General features: G+C 70.8%; 13 protein-coding genes. 6 read left to right on the top strand and 7 right to left on the bottom strand.

The features are described 5' to 3' along the window. Positions 1-11: 11 nt before the first annotated feature. From ACIBZJ_RS40120 to ACIBZJ_RS40100, 5 genes are all read right to left on the bottom strand, one after another. On the bottom strand, positions 12-1,082 hold the full coding sequence (locus tag ACIBZJ_RS40120) for a glycine betaine/L-proline ABC transporter ATP-binding protein (RefSeq protein ID WP_395938876.1): 1,071 nt from the start codon (positions 1,080-1,082) through the stop codon (positions 12-14). Between the two features lie 168 nt (positions 1,083-1,250). Continuing rightward, positions 1,251-2,348, bottom strand: a complete 1,098-nt coding sequence (locus tag ACIBZJ_RS40115; protein WP_395938875.1) for an SRPBCC family protein — start codon at positions 2,346-2,348, stop codon at positions 1,251-1,253. 18 nt (positions 2,349-2,366) lie between these two features. Beyond that, positions 2,367-3,236, bottom strand: coding sequence for an ABC transporter permease (locus tag ACIBZJ_RS40110; RefSeq protein ID WP_395938874.1), 870 nt, complete (start codon positions 3,234-3,236; stop codon positions 2,367-2,369). Further along, on the bottom strand, positions 3,233-4,090 hold the full coding sequence (locus tag ACIBZJ_RS40105) for an ABC transporter permease (RefSeq protein ID WP_395938873.1): 858 nt from the start codon (positions 4,088-4,090) through the stop codon (positions 3,233-3,235). The genes ACIBZJ_RS40110 and ACIBZJ_RS40105 overlap by 4 nt, the downstream gene beginning before the upstream one ends. Then, on the bottom strand, positions 4,083-5,312 hold the full coding sequence (locus ACIBZJ_RS40100) for a spermidine/putrescine ABC transporter substrate-binding protein (RefSeq protein WP_395938872.1): 1,230 nt from the start codon (positions 5,310-5,312) through the stop codon (positions 4,083-4,085). Before ACIBZJ_RS40100 ends, ACIBZJ_RS40105 begins: the two co-directional genes overlap by 8 nt. 124 nt (positions 5,313-5,436) lie before the next feature. Between ACIBZJ_RS40100 and ACIBZJ_RS40095 the strand changes: the two genes are divergently transcribed. Together ACIBZJ_RS40095 and ACIBZJ_RS40090 are read left to right on the top strand one after the other, a co-directional pair. After that, a complete protein-coding gene (locus ACIBZJ_RS40095) occupies positions 5,437-6,801 on the top strand; it encodes an aspartate aminotransferase family protein (protein ID WP_395938871.1) in 1,365 nt (454 codons plus the stop codon). After that, complete coding sequence (locus tag ACIBZJ_RS40090) at positions 6,794-7,963, top strand: ABC transporter ATP-binding protein (RefSeq protein WP_395938870.1); 1,170 nt, start codon at positions 6,794-6,796, stop codon at positions 7,961-7,963. Before ACIBZJ_RS40095 ends, ACIBZJ_RS40090 begins: the two co-directional genes overlap by 8 nt. Before the next feature lie 18 nt (positions 7,964-7,981). Here the strand turns inward: ACIBZJ_RS40090 and ACIBZJ_RS40085 are convergent, their stop codons facing one another. Next, positions 7,982-8,638 (bottom strand): TetR/AcrR family transcriptional regulator, encoded by a 657-nt coding sequence (locus ACIBZJ_RS40085; RefSeq protein WP_395938869.1) that lies wholly within the window; start codon positions 8,636-8,638, stop codon positions 7,982-7,984. A gap of 103 nt (positions 8,639-8,741) precedes the next feature. Between ACIBZJ_RS40085 and ACIBZJ_RS40080 the strand changes: the two genes are divergently transcribed. The 3 genes from ACIBZJ_RS40080 to ACIBZJ_RS40070 are packed head-to-tail and all read left to right on the top strand — an operon-like array spanning position 8,742 to position 13,632. After that, positions 8,742-10,391 carry a phytoene desaturase family protein gene (locus tag ACIBZJ_RS40080; protein WP_395938868.1) on the top strand — a complete coding sequence of 550 codons (1,650 nt, stop codon included), beginning with the start codon at positions 8,742-8,744 and terminating at the stop codon, positions 10,389-10,391. Continuing rightward, complete coding sequence (locus ACIBZJ_RS40075; protein WP_395938867.1) at positions 10,381-12,483, top strand: acetate--CoA ligase family protein; 2,103 nt, start codon at positions 10,381-10,383, stop codon at positions 12,481-12,483. The genes ACIBZJ_RS40080 and ACIBZJ_RS40075 overlap by 11 nt, the downstream gene beginning before the upstream one ends. Next, positions 12,484-13,632, top strand: coding sequence for an acyl-CoA dehydrogenase family protein (locus ACIBZJ_RS40070; protein WP_395938866.1), 1,149 nt, complete (start codon positions 12,484-12,486; stop codon positions 13,630-13,632). On the opposite strand, the gene ACIBZJ_RS40065 is transcribed toward ACIBZJ_RS40070, so the two are convergent. Next, positions 13,600-15,204 carry a phytoene desaturase family protein gene (locus ACIBZJ_RS40065; protein ID WP_395938865.1) on the bottom strand — a complete coding sequence of 535 codons (1,605 nt, stop codon included), beginning with the start codon at positions 15,202-15,204 and terminating at the stop codon, positions 13,600-13,602. The genes ACIBZJ_RS40070 and ACIBZJ_RS40065 overlap by 33 nt on opposite strands. Before the next feature lie 125 nt (positions 15,205-15,329). On the opposite strand from ACIBZJ_RS40065, the gene ACIBZJ_RS40060 reads away from it, so the two are divergent. Further along, on the top strand, positions 15,330-16,112 hold the full coding sequence (locus ACIBZJ_RS40060) for a CAP domain-containing protein (RefSeq protein WP_395938864.1): 783 nt from the start codon (positions 15,330-15,332) through the stop codon (positions 16,110-16,112). Positions 16,113-16,136: the final 24 nt, after the last annotated feature.

The raw sequence follows: 16,136 nt of genomic DNA, 5'->3' as shown, positions 1-16,136 counted from the left end.
TGTTGCCCCGTTCACGACGCCGCCACCACGCCCAGGATCTCGGGGTCTCCGACGACGCCGAGCAGCTTGCCGTTCTCGACGACCTGCACCGGTGCCGACGCTTCCAGCACCGCGCGGACCGCGTCCTTGACCAGGACGTCCGGGCCGAGTTCGTGGCCCTCGAGGGCCTCGTCCGGCGACGGCCGGCGCATGATCCAGCGCAGCGTCAGCACGTTCGCCTTCGGCACTTCCTGGACGAAGTCGCGGACGTAGTCGTCGGCCGGTGCGCCGACGAGCTCGGCCCCGGTGCCCATCTGGACCATCCGGCCGTCGCGCATGATCAGGATCTGGTCGCCGAGCTTCAGCGCCTCGGACAGGTCGTGGGTGATGAAGACCATCGTCTTGCCCACGTCGCGATGCAGGCGGATGACCTCGTCCTGCATGTCCCGGCGGATCAAGGGGTCGAGTGCCGAGAACGGCTCGTCGAAGAGCAGGACGCTCGGGTCGCCGGCCAGCGCACGGGCCAGCCCGACGCGCTGCTGCATGCCGCCGGAGAGCTGCTTGGGCAGCGACTTCTCGAAGCCCTTCAGGCCGACGAGCTCGATGACGTCCTGGGCGCGCCGGAGGCGGTCGGCCTTCTTCTCGCCGCGGATCTCCAGGCCGTAGGCCACGTTGTCGATGACCCGCCGGTGCGGGAGCAGCCCGAAGTGCTGGAACACCATCGAGACGCGGTGCCTGCGCAGCTCGCGCAGCGCCTTGTCGTCGGCCTCGCGGATGTTCTGGCCCCGGATGACGACGTCGCCCGCGGTCGGCTCGATCAGCCGGGTGAGGCAGCGGACGAGCGTCGACTTGCCCGACCCGGACAGCCCCATGACGACGAACACCTGGCCGGGCTCGACGTCGAAGCTCAGGTCGCAGACGGCGGCCAGGCAGCCGGTCTTGTCCTTGAGTTCGGCCCGCGGCAGCGCGGCCAGCTCGGGGTCGGCCGGTACCCGCTCGGGTTTGGGGCCGAAGACCTTCCAGAGGTTGCGAACACTGATGTCGGCGTCGGATTCGAGTGTCGTGGACTGCGGTGCCGGATGTTCGGCCGTCGATGCGGTCACGTCAGGGGCTCCTCACGCTGATCCGGTCAGTGCCACCGGCAGGGGAAATGACGCCGACTTCGTTGCGCATCATGCAATCAGGCGCACTGAGTGCAACACAGACTGTTGGGCGCGGCAGGGAGTGTCAAGCCTCTCCCGATCAGAAACAGCGAATTAACGGCCGTGCCGTTACTCGCCCAGATATTTGCGCGCCACCATCACCAGGAACTGGTGGACGCCGTCCTCCGCCGGCGCCAGCGGCCCGGGCCGGTAGCGCTCGGACGACATGCCCCGCTGCACCGACTCGCAGGCCGCCCAGTCCTGCCGGTTCGTGAGGTCCCAGAAGTCCACCGCGTACCCGGGGTCGAAGCCGGGCGTGGCGACGGTTTCGGCCGGGAAGAGCCACGCGCATTCGACCCGGGTGCTGCCGGGCGTGAGCGGCGTCAGGCGGTGCGTCATGACGTAGTCGGGGTGCAGGCTGATCAGCAGGTTCGGGAACACCGCCGTGTACATCACGGTGCGCAGGCGGTGCTCGTCCAGGCCGGCGATCGGGGTGCCGCCGCTCCGCCCGTCCAGTGACATCGTGGCCGCGTGCTCGCGCAGGTCCATCCAGCCGCCGACCCAGTCACCCGGCCGGTCCAGGTTCTCGCCGCTCTCCGGCGGGCTGACCTGGCACAACTCCGGATGGATCATCGAGCAGTGGTAGCACTCCTGGTAGTTCTCGACGATCGTCTTCCAGTTGGCTTCCACCACGTAGTCGTGCTGGGCGGCCGTTTCGAGGTTCTCGGCCCGGTAGGGGGCGACGGTGTCTTCGAGCGCACCGATGTGCTCGGCGAACGGACCCGGGTCGCCGGCCCGCGCGACGAAGACCCAGCCGTGCCACTCGGCCACGGGCAGCTCGATCAGGCCGAACTGCTGCTTGTCGAAGTCGCCACCGAACCCGGGAGCCGCCTTCAGCGCACCGTCGAGATCGTAGGTCCAGGCGTGGTAGGGGCAGGTGACGACGCGGGGGGACGCCGCAGCGCCGCACGGCAGCAGCTCGTGCCCGCGGTGCCGGCAGGCGTTGACGAACGCGCGCAGCCGGCCGTCTTTCGCGCGGGTGAGCAGCACGCCGTCGACGGCCCGGGCGGTGGCCGGGCCTTCCGACCGGCCGACGCAGGTCCAGCCGCTGAAGAAGTGCTTCTGCTCCCAGGCCAGCACGGCCTCGTCCAGATAGGCCGCGCGGGGCAGCATCCGCGCCTGCCCCAGGCCCGCCAAGGTCGGCGCGAGCTCCTCTTGACTGAACATGCAGTCAACGGTAGGCGCTCACAGCTCTCCCGTGAAGGCTCCGATCGTGGGTGACGACGATTTCTCGCCGCGGGTCAGCCGGCGGAAGACCAGGACACCGATCACGACCGCCACCAGAGAGGCGGCCAGCATCAGCGTCGCCAGTGCGTTCAGCGCGGGCGTCGGGGCGGCGCGGGCGGTGTTGTAGATCTTCACCGCGGTCGGCTCGGTCAACGCACTGCCCGACAGGTACCGGACGATGACGAAATCGTCGATGACGTCCGCGAACACGAGCACCGCGCTGGCGAAGATCGCCGGGGCCAGCAACGGCAGCAACACCCGCCGCACCGCCCCGAACGGCGACGCCCCGAGGTCGACCGCGGCCTCCTCGTACTGCGTGCCGATCGTCGCCAGCCGGGCCCGGACGATGATCACGGGATAGGAGATCTGGAACGTGACCAACCCGGCCACCTGCGCCGACGTGCCGAGCGTCAGTGGCGTCGTCAGTTGCGTCACCAGGAAGAGCAGCGCGACCGCGAGCAACGTCTCCGGCAGCACGAACGAGAGCAGCATGACGAAGCTCGCGCCGGACGGCAGACGCCCCCGCCACCGGTCGACGCCCAGCGCGAACGCGACGCCGAGCGGCACCGCGATGATCGTCGTCAGGAGGCCCAGCCAGAGCGTGTGGAACAGCGCGGCGTGCAGCGACGCGTCGTGCCAGACCGACCGGGACGGGTCGCCGTAGTACCAGCGCAGCGAAAAGCCCTGCCAGTTCGTCCGCGACCGGCCGGCGTTGAACGAGAACAGCACCGCGATCAGCACCGGCAACAGCGACCAGACCAGGTACAGGCCGGTCACCGCGGCCAGGATCCGCGGCTTCCGCCAGGGGTTGTTCCACCAGCGCCTCACGAGCGCACCCCCTCGGTGTCGCGGGTGGACCGGACGTACAACAGCATCGGGACGATCGACACGATGAGCACCAGCAGCACGAACGCCGCCGCCTGGCCGGTCTGCCCCGGTGCGAGCACCGCGTTGTTGATGAGGTTGCCGACCATCGAGGTCTGCGGCGAGGCCGACAGCAGGTCGTTCGTGAAGTAGTCGCCGAGCATCGGCAGGCAGGTCAGCAGGCCGCTGGCGACCAGCGCCGGTCGGCTCAGCGGCAGCGTGACCCGCCAGAACGTCTGCGCCCGGCTCGCCCCGAGATCGCGGGCGGCCTCGACGGCATGCGCGGGAATCCGGTCGAGCCCGGCGTAGAGCGGCAGGATCGCGTACGGGACGTAGCCGTAGACCAGTCCCAGCACGACGACGTACCCGTTGCCCGACAGCCAGGTCACGTGCGTGCCGAGCACCCGGTTGACCAGCCCGTCGTTCTGCAGCAGGTTGACCCAGGCCAGCATCCGCATCATGTAGCTGATCCAGAACGGCGCGATCAGCAGCGCGAGCAGGACGCCACGCCGCCGCCCGGCCAGACGGGCGGTGTAGTACGCCACCGGGTAGGCGATCAGCAGGCACAGCGCGCTCGCGATCAGCACGTACCCGAACGTCCGCAGAATGGCCGGGCCGAAGAGCGAGAGGTTGCGGAAGACGTAGCCGAACTGGGCGCCGTTCCAGTAGGCCGGGTTCCACTCCGGCAGCGGCGTCCGGAAGACCGGATCGACGCGGCCGAACGCGATCGCGAGCACGACGTAGAGCGGAACCAGGAACAGCGCGATCAGCCAGGCGATCCCCGGTGCGGCCAGGGACGGCCACAACCACCTACGCACCGGCTTTGAACTCCTGCCAGAGCGTGTGCCATCTGGCGTCGACGTCGGTGGGCAGTTCGAGCAGGCGGTAGCCCTTGTCGAAGTACTCCGGCAGCACGGTCGCCGACGACAGGTTCGAGGGCAGGTGCCCGTCGGCGACCAGCATCTTCGGTTCGATCGACCGTTGCGGCGGCTGGTAGCCGATGAACGAGAAGTTCGCGAGCGCGGTCGCGTTGTCGAGCATGTGGTTGACGAACAGGTGCGCGAGCACCGGGTTCTTGCCGCCGCGCAGGATCACCATCAGGTCGTTGTCGACCGAGCCCCGGCCGTCTTCCGGGAACCAGTACCGCAGCACGCCCGGGCTCGTGCCGCTGGGCAGGTAGTTCACCGCGTTCACGACGTCGCCCGACCACATCTGGCAGACGCCGAGCTGCCCGGCGGGCAGGTCGTTGTACATCGTGATCGTGACCTTGGGTTTCGTCGCCTGCTGCAAGTCGGTGAGCTGCTTCTTGATCGTGTCGAGCACCTTTTGGTCGCCCGAGTTGATGTCGGTGCCGCCGGAGCGCAGCACGGCCATCGCCATCGCGGTGTGCCAGTCGTCGATGACCGCGGTCTTGCCGCGGTACTTCGGGTTCCAGAGGACGTCGTACGAGGTCACTTCTTCCGGGACCTGGTCGGTGCGCCAGCCGACGCCGGTCGTGTAGACCGTGTAGGGCACCGTGTACTGCCAGTCCTGGTCGTACCAGGGGTTGCTGAACGACGGCCAGACGTTCTCGATGTTCGGGATGTACGAGTGGGTGAGCGGCCGGACCAGCTTCGCGGTGACCATCTTGGAGATCTGGTCGTAGCTCGGGAAGAACACGTCGTAGGGCGTGCCGCCGGCCCGGATCTTCGTCAGCGCCTCGTCGGTGTCGTTGAACGTCGAGACCGCGACCTTCACGCCGTACTTCTTCTCGAACGACTTGATCGCCGCCGGATCCAGGTAGTCGGCGTAGTTGTAGAGCTGCAGCGTCCCTTTTTCGGGTGGCTGACCGGCCGCGATCGGCTGGTTGTCGTCGGCGATCGGCCACTTCACCGGGTTGTCGGGGGTGGCGATCGTGAGTTTGGTCGACTTCGTGGCCTCGTCGCGGGTGCAGGCGACCAGGAACTGAGGCACGGTCACGCCGAGGCCACCGACCAGTGCGGCCCGGCGTAAGAACGACCGGCGGTCGATGGGGGTCCGTCTTCCGGGCGTTTCAGGCATGCGACCTCCGACCGCTCTCACCTGCGGAAATGGGGGTTTCACAGGTACGTGGCGACCTTGCCGGTGCTGAGCACCGTGGCATAGACTGAACGCTCAGTCAATGCTGCCGGTGATTGGACCTGGCATGAGCGTTGCGGTTTCCTCCACTGTCTCCTCTCTGATATCCGCCCAGTCGCGCACGTTTCTCGCCCGGCAGCCCCGCAGCCGGGCTCTGCACGACCGCGCGCTGCGGTCGCTGGCCGGTGGGGCCACGTCGAGCTGGCAGATCGCGGCGCCTCAGCCGGTCTGGCTCAGCCACGGCGCCGGGTCCCAGGTCTACGACGTCGACGGCACCGGGTACGTCGACCTGCACGGCGGATACGGCGTCTCGATCGTGGGGCATGCGCATCCGGCGGTGGTCGCGGCGATCCGGGAACGCGCCGGGCGGGGCACCCACTTCGCGCAGCCCACCGAGGACGCGATCGTGGTGGCCGAAGAACTCTCGCGCCGGTTCTCCCAGCCGCTGTGGCGGTTCGCGAACTCCGGCACCGAAGCCACGATGGACACCGTCCACCTGATGAGGGCGGTCACCGGGCGCGACCTGATTCTCAAGGTCGAGGGCTGCTACCACGGCCACCACGATTCGGTGCAGGTCTCGGTCCTGCCCGACGCCGACGAGGTGGGTCCGGCCGAGCGTCCGGCGGCCAGTGCCGCCAACACCGGCATTCCGCAGGCGATCCGCGACCTGGTGATCGTCGTCGGTTTCAACGATCTGGACGCCGTCCGGCGCGCGCTGGTCGAGCACCCGGGGCAGATCGCGGGCATGATCCTGGAACCGGTGATGATGAACGCGGGCATCATCACGCCGCTGCCGGGTTATCTCGACGGCCTGCGCGAGCTACTGCACGCGCACGGGGCACTGCTGGCGTTCGACGAGGTCAAGACCGGCCTGACGGCCGGCCCCGGTGGCGCGACGGCGCTCTACGGGGTGACGCCCGACCTGGTGTGCCTGGCCAAGGCGCTCGGCGGCGGGGTGCCGGTGGCGGCGATCGGCGGCTCGTCGGACGTGATGGGCGCGATCGCCGACGGGCGGTACGAGCAGGTCGGGACGTTCAACGGCAACCCGCTCGCGATGGCCACGGCCCGGGCCGTGCTCACCGAGGTGCTGACCGCGGACGCCTACGCGCGGCTCGGCGCGCTGACGGCCCGGATCGCCGACGGCGTGCGGGCCGCGGTCGACGGGTGCGGCTGGCAGGTGGTCACGGTCGGAGCAAAAGGCTGCCTGACCTTCGCACCGGAGCCGCCGCGGAACTATCGTGACTTCCTTCGCGTCGACGGGGACCTGTCGCACGCGCACTGGCTGGTGCAGCACAACAACGGCGTGTTCCTACCTCCCTGGGGAAAGTCCGAGCAATGGCTGATCTCGGTGCAGCATTCCGAAGCGGACGTCGATCGCTTCGTCGCGAACGTGGGGTTGTTCGTCCGCGCGCTCGGAGCCGCCGGTGAGTAACGGGAGCCCCGGGTTACGCCTGACCGGGCTGCACAAGGCCTTCGGCGGTCTGCCCGCGGTGCGCGGCATCGATCTGGACATCGCCACCGGGGAGTTCTTCTCGCTGCTCGGGCCCTCGGGGTGCGGGAAGACCACGACGCTGCGGATGATCGCGGGGTTCGAGCGTCCGGATCAGGGGTCGATCACGCTCGACGGGTCGGACCTGGTGTCGGTGCCGCCGCACCGGCGTCCGGTCAACACGGTGTTCCAGAGCTACGCGCTGTTCCCGTTCCTGGACGTGCGTCGGAACGTGGCGTTCGGCCTCCGCTACGCCAAGGTGGGGCGCACGGAGGGGGCCCGGCGGGTCGACGATGCGCTGGCGCTGGTGCGGATGTCGGCGTTCGCCGACCGGCGCCCGGGGCAGTTGTCGGGTGGGCAGCAGCAGCGGATCGCGCTGGCCCGCGCGCTGGTGCTGGATCCGACGGTGCTGTTGCTGGACGAGCCACTCGGGGCGCTGGACGCGAAGCTGCGGAAGGAACTGCAGGTCGAGCTCCGGACGGTGCAGCGCAGGCTCGGGATCACGTTCGTCTACGTGACCCACGACCAGGAGGAGGCTCTGACGATGTCGGACCGCATCGCGGTCCTCGCCGACGGCCTCGTCGAGCAGGTCGGTACTCCGGAGCAGGTCTACTCCGAGCCGGCGAGCGCGTACGTGGCCGGCTTCCTCGGCTCCGCGAACGTCGTCGACGTCGAGGTTCTCTCCGGCGCGACGGCGTCCGCGGACGGCGTCGCGGTGTGCCGCGTGGGGGCGCACGTGTTGCGGGCGGTGACGACGGAGAACGCCCTCGGACCGGGGAAGGTCGTCATCCGGCCCGAGCGGGTCATGCTGGCCCGGCCCACAGACGCGGCGCCGGCGCAGTGCGCGGCCCTGAACGGGCTGGTGGATCACGTCGTCTACACCGGACCGACCACCCAGGTCACGGTGCGGCTCTCCGACGGGCAGACGTTGCTGGCCACGCTGCCGAACCAGGCCGGTCCGGCATCCGGCTACTCGGCCGGCGACGCGGTCGTGGCGTTCGTCGCCGTCGACGCGTGCCGGCTACTTCCCGCCGGTACGCGCCCGGCCCTGCCCGCCGACCAGGAGGCCGCGCTCACCGACGAGGAGGCCGCGCTCGCCGACTGACCGGGCCACCGCGGGGGCTTACCGGCGTTTGGCCCTGGTGCGTTTCGCCGGGGGCGTCCAGGCGAAGGACAAGGCGTCGGTGGCGAACCGCATCGCGATCGTGATCGCGCGATCGGAGTCCACGTCGGGATCGGACAGCGCCACCTGGATCGACAACCCGTCGAGCAACGCCGAGAACGTCACCGCGAAGTCGGCCACGTCGACCTCGGCGAATTCCCCGGTCTCCTGCCCGTCACGCACGACCCGCGCGATCGTGTCGCGCCACCGCCGATCGGACTCGACCCGGTCGCGCGCCACCTCGGGGTGCCGGAACGCCTGCGCCCACAGGTCGAACCACAGGCCCCAGGCCCCGGGGTCTTCCCCGTCGCCTTCGCGGACGCAGGTGAGCCGCACCAGCGTCTCGAGCCGCTGCGCCGCGGACTCCAGCCGCTCCAGCACCTCGTCGGTCTGCGCGTAGAACCGGTCTTCGGAGTACCGGAACGCCGCGGTCAGCAGCCCGTCCTTCGTCCCGAAGTAGTAGATGACCAGCGCCGGACTCGCGCCGGTGCGCTTCGCGACGTCCGCGATCCGGGTGTCGGAGAACCCGCGCTCGCAGATCACCTCGACCGCGGCCCGCAGCATCTGCTCGCGGCGCTGATCGGGCACGGGTAGATCGGCAGTCTTGGGGCTGGCCATCGGTTCGGGCGACCTCATCGAGTGTGCGGACTCTTGTCCACACCTTACCAGCCGCCTAAACTGAACGTTCAGTCAACACGTTCCCGCAGGTCGGAGCCGTGCCATGACAAATCAGTATGACGCCATCGTCGTCGGCGGCGGACACAACGGTCTCGTCGCGGCCGCTTATCTCGCCCGAGCCGGCGCCCGGACCGTGGTCCTGGAATCGCGGAGCAAGACCGGCGGCGCGGCGACCACCGAGACACCCTGGCCCGAGGCGCCCGATTACCGGGTCACCCGCCTCTCGTACGTGATGAGCCTGATGCCGCCGACGATCGTCCGGGATCTCGGGCTCGAGCGGCACGGGTATCACGTCACCCCGATGGGGCCCTACTACCAGGCGTTTCCCGAGGGCGGGTCGCTGATCATCCACGAGGACGACCCGAAGCGGACGTACGACGAGATCGCGAAGTGGTCAAAACACGACGCCGAGGCGATCGGACGCTGGAACGCCTGGCTCGGCGGGCTGGCCGACGTCCTGGGGCCGCTGCTCACGACCGTGCCGCCTCGTCTGGGCGCGAAGCGGCCGCGTGATCTCGCCGACCTGCTCCGGCTCGCCTGGGGCCAGCGCGGAATCGACGTCCGGACGGTCGCCGACGTGACCCGGCTGATGGCGATGAGCATCGGCGACCTGCTCGACGACTGGTTCGAGTCGCCGCAGATCAAGGGTGCGCTCGCGGTGAACGGGGTGATCGGCACGTGGGCCGGCCCGTACGAGCCGGGCACCGCGTACGTGATGGCGCACCACTCGATCGGGGACGTCGGCGACGGCAACCTCGGGAGCTGGGGTTATCCGCGCGGCGGGATGGGAGCGGTCGCGGACGCGATCCGCCGCTCGGCGGAGTCGTTCGGGGCCGAGGTGCGGACGAACGCCGGGGTCGAGAAACTACTGGTCACGAACGGCCGGGTCCGGGGAGCGGTACTCGCCGACGGAACCGAGCTGTACTCGCCGCTGGTGGTGACGAGCCTGCACCCGAAAACCGCGTTCCTCGACCAGATCCCGCGCGCCGAGCTCCCGGCGGAGTTCGTCACCGACATCGAGCGGTGGAAGAGCCGCAGCGGGGTCGTGAAGATCAACCTGGCGCTGGGCGAGCTGCCGGACTTCACCGCCGATCCGGGCACGTCGCTGGGCGAGCACCACACGGGTTCGGTGGAGATGGCGCCGACGATGGAGTTCATCGAGGCCGCGTTCCAGGACGCGAGGGCGGGCCGGCCCGCGGTGGCTCCGTTCAGCGACGGGGTCATTCCGAGCACGCTCGACCCGACGCTCGCGCCGGACGGCGTCCACATCATGTCGTTGTTCACGCAGTGGGTTCCGTCGGAATGGAGCAGTGCACCGCACGCGGAGGAGCTAGAGGCGTACGCCGACCGCGTGGTGGACCTCTACAACGAGGTGGCGCCGAACTTCAAGGGGTCGATCCTGCACCGGGACGTGGTCGGGCCGTACGAGATGGAGCACGAATACGGGCTGATCGGCGGGAACATCTTCCACGGTGAACTGTCGCTGGAGCAGCTGTTCCACCTGCGGCCCGCGCCGGGGTTCGCGGACTACCGGACGCCGATCCGCGGCCTCTACAACGCGAGCTCGGCCACGCACGGCGGCGGAGGCGTGTGCGGAATCCCCGGCTGGCAGGCCGCGAGAGCGGCGATGGCCGACCGCCGCCGCGCGATCAGCCGCGGCCCCCGCGGTTGGCTCGCCCGCCGTGGAGCCTGACCGGACGCCGACCCCGCGCCACCGGCGGGCCGGCAGTGCGGTGTGGGCGATGCTCCACGCCCGGTCCGTGGCGATCGTCGGCGCGAGCCCGTCCTCCGACAGCTTCGGCGGGCGGATGGTGGCCGAGCTCGGACGGAGCGGCGCGCGGCCGGCGGTGCACCTGGTGAACCCTCGGCATCGGGAGATCGGGGGGCGGCCGTGCGTGCCGTCGCTGGAGGACGTGCCCGAGGCCGTCGACCTGGTGCTGCTGGGTGTGCCCGATGCGGCGCTGCCGGCGGCGGTCGACGCGGCGGTCCGGCGGGGAGACCGGGGCGTCGTGGTCTTCGGGGGTGCGCACGCGTCCGGGGTGCGAGAGCGGATCACCGCCTCGGCGCGGGCCGGGGAGCTCGCGATGTGCGGCGCGGGGTGCATGGGGTTCGTCAACGTTCCGCACGGGTTGCGCGCGCTGGGCTATCTGGAGCCCGACCCGGTACCCAGCGGCCCGATCGCGCTGATCAGCCACTCCGGTTCGGCGTTCTCCGCGCTGCTGCGGACCAGGCGCGGGCTGGGGTTCTCGCTCGCGGTGTCGTCCGGGCAGGAACTGGTGACGACCACCGCCGACTATCTGCGGGCCGCGCTCGCGATGCCCGAGACCCGGGTCGTCGCGCTGCTGCTCGAGACGCTGCGGGATCCGGTGGAGTTCCGGGCGGCGCTGGCGGCGGCCCGGGAGCGGGACGTGCCGGTGGTGGCGCTGACCGTCGGCGGGTCGGCGGGCGGACGGGCCATGGTCGCGGCTCACTCCGGGGCGTTGGCGGGCGACGACGCCACCTGGGAGGCCCTGTTCGACGCGTACGGCGTGCTGCGGGTGGGCGACCTCGACGAGCTGGCGGACACGGTCGAGCTGTTCGCCGCCGGGCGACGAGCCGCGGCCGGCCAGATCGCGACCGTGCACGATTCGGGGGCCGAGCGGGCGCTGGCCGTCGACGTGGCGGCGCGCGTCGGCGTGCCGTTCGCACCGCTCGATCCGGTGACCCGGGGGCGGCTGGAGCCACTGCTCGACCCGGGGTTGCGGGCCGAGAACCCGCTGGACGTGTGGGGCACCGGCGCGGACACCCGCGGGCTGTTCCGCGCGTGTCTGAGCGCTCTGCACGACGATCCGGGCGTGGCGGCGGTGGCGCTCGCGGTCGACCTGGTGCCCGAGTTCGACGGGGACGACTCCTACCCAGAGGCGGCGCTCGACGTCCAGGGCGCTTCGACGAAGCCGTTCGCGGTACTGACGTCGCTGGCGTCGGCGATCGACGCCAGGGCGGCGGCCGGATTACGGGCGGCGGGGATCCCGGTGCTGGAGGGCGTCCGGACCGGGCTGCTGGCGCTGCGTCACCTGCTGGAGTACCGCGACTACCGCGCCCGCCCCGAGCTCGAACCGACCCCGATCGACGAAACCCGCCGCGCCCACTGGCTCGCCCGGGCCCGCGCGGCCCGTCCCACGGCGCTGAGCGCCGGCGACGGTTTCGCGCTCCTCGCCGACTACGGGATCGCGGTGCCCGCGGTCCGGGCGGCCGGCTCGCTGGAGGAGACCCTCCTCGCCGCCGGCCGGCTCGGCGCACCGATCGTGCTCAAGACGACCGGGGTCGCCCACAAGACCGACGTGGACGGCGTCCGCCTCGGCTTGCGCACCCCCGCCGACGTCACCGCTGCCTACCTCGACCTCGCCGCCCGCCTCGGCCCCGGCGTGCTGGTCAGCGAGACCGCCCGGCCCGGCGTCGAGATCGCGCTCGGCCTCGTCCGCGACCCCCTGGCCGGGCCCCTGGTCGTGGTCGGCGCCGGCGGCGTGCTGGTCGAGGTCCTCCGCGACCGGGCCGTCGCCCTGCCCCCGCTGGACGCCGCCCGGGCCCGGGCCCTGCTCGAGAGGCTGACGATCCGGAAGCTCCTGGACGGCGCCAGGGGCCGGCCGCCCGCCGACCTCGACGCGCTGGTCGCGGCGATCGTCTCGCTCGGCGTGCTCGCCGTGGAACTCGGCGACGAGATCGCCGCGCTCGACGTCAACCCGGTGATCGCCGGACCGGACGGCGCCGTCGCGGTCGACGTCCACATCGAACTCGAGGAGCACTGAATGTACGGCCTCTCCCCCGCTGACCTGGAGCTACAGGCCCGCGCCCGCGCGTTCGCCGACGAACTCATTCCGTTCGAGGTCGAGGCCGAACTCGCCGGCGGCCACCTGGAGCCCGAACTCGCGGAGAAGCACCACCGGAGGGCGATCCAGCAAGGCCTCTACGCCACGAACATGCCCGAGAGCCTCGGCGGCCACGGCTGCACGCTGCTGCAGCAGGTCCTCGTCCAGGAACAGGTCGGCCGGGTCACGAACGGGCTGGCCTGGGTGGCGCACACCCCCGCGGCCTGGTGGGCCGAGGTCGCCACCCCCTACCAGCGGGACCGCTGGCTCCTCCCGACCGTCCGCGGCGAGATGCAGGAGTGCTACGCGATCACCGAGGAGGGCGCCGGCTCCGACGTCGACGCGATCACCGCGACCGCCCGGCGCGACGGCGACGACTACCTGCTCGACGGCGTCAAGTGGCACGTCACCTCGTACGACCACGCCGCCTACGCGTTCGTCCAGGCGAAGCTGGCCGGCGGGGACCACGCGCTGTTCGTCGTCGACCTGCCGTCGCCGGGCGTCCGCGTGGTCCGGACGCCCGCGTACACGCACTCGCTCACCCACCACCACCCGATCGTGGCGTTCGAGGGGGTCCGGGTTCCGAAGGAGCACCTGATCGGTGCGGAAGGCGACGGGATGTCGTTCTCCTACGCCTGGTTCCGGTTCGAGCGGCTGATGGTCGCGGCCCGGTGCCTCGGAGCGGCGGAGCGGCTCATCGCCGAGGCGGACGCATTCGCCGCTACCCGGATCGTGAACGGCGAGCCGCTGCGCGACCGGCAGCTGATCGCGGCGATGCTGGCCGACAGCGTCACCGAGCTGTTCGCGGCGCGGTCGATGGTCTACGAGACGGCACGGGCCCACGACGACGACGCGAAGCTCGCACACGCGCGCTGCTCGATGGTGAAGCTGTTCGCGTCCGAGATGGCGAACCGGGTCGCCGACCGCGCGGTGCAGATCTTCGGCGGCCGCGGCTACATGCGCGAGAACGTGGCCGAGCGGATGTTCCGCGAACTGCGGGTCGAGCGCATCTGGGAGGGCGCGTCCGAAGTCCAGCGCCTCATCATCGCCGGCCAACTAGCCAAGCGCGGTGTCTCCGGTATCTGCTAGCACCGCTTGCGCGGCGTTGCGGCCGTTGAGGGCGATCACGCTGCCGGCCGGGTGGGTCGCGGCCCCGCACAGGTAGACGCCGGGGACCTCGGTACGGGGCGTCAGGCGGTTCTCCCACATCTGGCTCGGGCGCACCTCGCCCTGGAAGATGTGGCCCCCGGTCAGGCCGACCTTCGCCTCGATGTCGGGCGCCCCGAGCACCTCGTAGGCCTCGAGGCAGTCTTCGAAGTCCGGCGCGAACCGTCCGATCAGGTCGATGAACTGCCGGGCCACTTCTTCCCGGCGGCCCTCCCAGCCGCCGTCGACCAGCGTGTACGGCGCGTACTGCCCGAACACGCTCATCAGGTGCTTGCCGGGCGGCGCCGGTGACGGGTCGTGCAGCGTCTGGACGTAGATCTCGCCGAAGCCGACCGCGGGGTGACCGGCGTCGCAGGCCGCGAAGGCCTCTTGAGCGGCGTCCATACCGGTGGTGACGTCGACCGTGCCGAGCGCCGGGAACGTCTCACCGGGCGCGGCCGTCCAGGACGGCAGGCGCGAGAGCGCCGCGTTGAACTTCACGACCGGGCTGCGGATGTCCCAGTCCTCGAGCCGCTGCCGGTACCCGATCGGCACGGTCTCCACCGGCAGCAACCCGAGCAGCCGCTTCGGATCGGCGTTGCTCACGACCGAGGTGGCCCGGATCAGCGTTCCGTCTTCGAGGAGCACGCCCGAACCGGGCACCACCGCCCCTACCGGCACCCCCGCCGCCAGTACGGCACCGGCGTCCCGGGCCGCGTCGGCGATAGCGAAGCTGATCATGCCCATGCCGCCCTTGACGTAGCCCCAGATGGGGCCGTGTCCGAGCAGGTCACCCTGGAAGTGCATGAGCTTGACCGAGGCCGTGCCCGGGTCGAACGGCCCGGCGTACGTGCCGATCACGCCCTGGCCGAACAGCGCGTCCTTCAGCCGCCGGTCGGACACGAACTCGTCGAGCACCTCGGCGATCGAGGCCTCGAACAGCGCGTCGATCATCATCCGGTTGCCGCCGAGCAGCTCCTCCAGCTCGGCCCGGGACGGGCTGGCGCCGATCCAGGTGTCGCGTGCGCCGGTGCGCAGCTTGCGTCGCATGTCGTCGAAGAAGTGCTCGTAGGCCCAGTAGCCCTCGATGTCCTTCGGCGAGAACTTCAGCGCCTCGAGGCCGGCCTGCGTCCGCGTGTCGTCCATCCACTGGCCGAACGCCGAGCCGTCGTCGTACGGGACCCACAGCTGCGGGTCGGCGACGAAGACCTCCAGGCCGCGGCGGGTCAGTTCGAGCTCACGGATGACCACGTCGTCGAGCAGCCCGACGACGTAGGCGCAGGGGCTGATCACGTACCGGTCGTCGGCGAACGGCTGCTCCAGCGTGGCGGCGCCGCCGAGCCGTTCGCGGGCCTCCAGGACCAGCACCGACTTGCCCGCGCGGGCCAGGTAGGCGGCGCAGGTGAGCCCGTTGTGGCCGCCGCCGACCACGACGACGTCCCAGTCGCGAGCGGCCAGCTCGGAGATCGGCGCGGGCAAACCGACGCGACCCAGGACGTCCGCCACCGTGCTCATGTTGACTGATTATTCAGTCAACATGAGCACGGTGTCCAGGAAACCCACTTAGATCGGCCCCAACGTGGCCTTAAGCGCGGATGAATGATGTTCACGGTGCGCCTGTGATCGGTGAGGCTGCGGACGTGAGTCATCGCCGTCGTGCCCACTCCCGTGTCCGGCTCTGGGTGGGTGGCGTGGTGGTCCTGGCGGCGACCGTCACCGCCGGGGTCGCGGTGACGAACCTGGTCCGGGCCGACGAGCCGTCCGGTGGCGACAAGGCCGCGATCCGGACCGCCGAGACCCTCGACCCCGGGCCGGCCGACGACCCCTCGCCGTCGGACCCGGCGTCCGGATCACCGTCGGCGAGCGCCTCGCCGTCCACGGCCCGCCCCCGGTTACCCGGCGGATCGCCGACCGCGGCGACCGGCCGCGCGCCCAGCAGCCCGAAGGCGTCGAGCAGCCCGAGCCCCAGGACCAGCAGGAAGACCACGTCGGTGCCGACGACCGGCTCGGCCGAGCAGCGCGTGCTGGCCGTGATCAACGCCGCCAGGGCCGAGAACGGCGCCGGCCCGCTGACGATGAGCAGCGGGCTGGTCTCCAGCGCGCACCAGCACAACCTGGTGATGGCCGACGGGTGCGGGCTCTCGCATCAGTGCGACGGCGAGGGCGGCCTGGGCGACCGGATCTCCGCGGCGGGGGTGGACTGGCGGTCGGTCGCCGAGAACATCGGGACCGGCGGGCCGGTGGCCGGCACCGAGAGTACGCAGGGCGACATGGCGGTGCGGCTCACCAACGACATGCTCGCCGAGGTCCCGCCGGACGACGGTCACCGGAAGAACATCCTCAATCCCGACCTGTCCCGCATCGGTATCGATGTGATCATCGACAACGGAACGGTCTGGCTCACACACGATTTCGCCAACTAGTGTCTGCTCCCGGGAAGGGAGCAG

This window comes from Cryptosporangium sp. NPDC051539 (assembly GCF_044454545.1).
Lineage (GTDB): Bacteria > Actinomycetota > Actinomycetes > Mycobacteriales > Cryptosporangiaceae > Cryptosporangium.
This window is presented reverse-complemented; position numbering and strand designations above follow the sequence as displayed.